Origin of the sequence: Streptomyces sp. Isolate_45 (assembly GCF_024721315.2) — a bacterium.
Lineage (GTDB): Bacteria > Actinomycetota > Actinomycetes > Streptomycetales > Streptomycetaceae > Streptomyces.
The window spans coordinates 1-812 of the sequence record NZ_JANFAK020000388.1; the positions used below are offsets into that span (position 1 = coordinate 1).

Annotated in this window: 1 rRNA gene; it reads right to left on the minus strand. The window is 57.8% G+C overall.

The features are described from left to right. Positions 1-572: ribosomal RNA gene (locus NOD94_RS41235) — 16S ribosomal RNA — on the minus strand; the annotation flags it as partial. Positions 573-812 lie beyond the last annotated feature (240 nt).

Here is an 812-nt window from a genome sequence, read left to right on the forward strand (position 1 = left end):
CGACGTGACAAGCCGCCTACGAGCTCTTTACGCCCAATAATTCCGGACAACGCTTGCGCCCTACGTATTACCGCGGCTGCTGGCACGTAGTTAGCCGGCGCTTCTTCTGCAGGTACCGTCACTTTCGCTTCTTCCCTGCTGAAAGAGGTTTACAACCCGAAGGCCGTCATCCCTCACGCGGCGTCGCTGCATCAGGCTTTCGCCCATTGTGCAATATTCCCCACTGCTGCCTCCCGTAGGAGTCTGGGCCGTGTCTCAGTCCCAGTGTGGCCGGTCGCCCTCTCAGGCCGGCTACCCGTCGTCGCCTTGGTGGGCCATTACCCCACCAACAAGCTGATAGGCCGCGGGCTCATCCTTCACCGCCGGAGCTTTCAACCCCCGCCCATGCAGGCAGGAGTGGTATCCGGTATTAGACCCCGTTTCCAGGGCTTGTCCCAGAGTGAAGGGCAGATTGCCCACGTGTTACTCACCCGTTCGCCACTAATCCACCCCGAAGGGCTTCATCGTTCGACTTGCATGTGTTAAGCACGCCGCCAGCGTTCGTCCTGAGCCAGGATCAAACTCTCCATGAATGTTTACCCGTAATCGGGTGCACACATCACTTAGAGCGGGCACGTCATGTCGGAATAAGACCGACGCGCCACATCGTCCTCGCTGTGTAATTGCCTGCGAGCATCACCCGAAGGCGACCCCACAGGTCTTTTTCAAAGGAACCTCATCCACCGAAATGGACGGGGTATCAACTTTTGGCGTTGATTTTTGGCACGCTGTTGAGTTCTCAAGGAACGGACGCTTCCTTTGTACTCACCCTC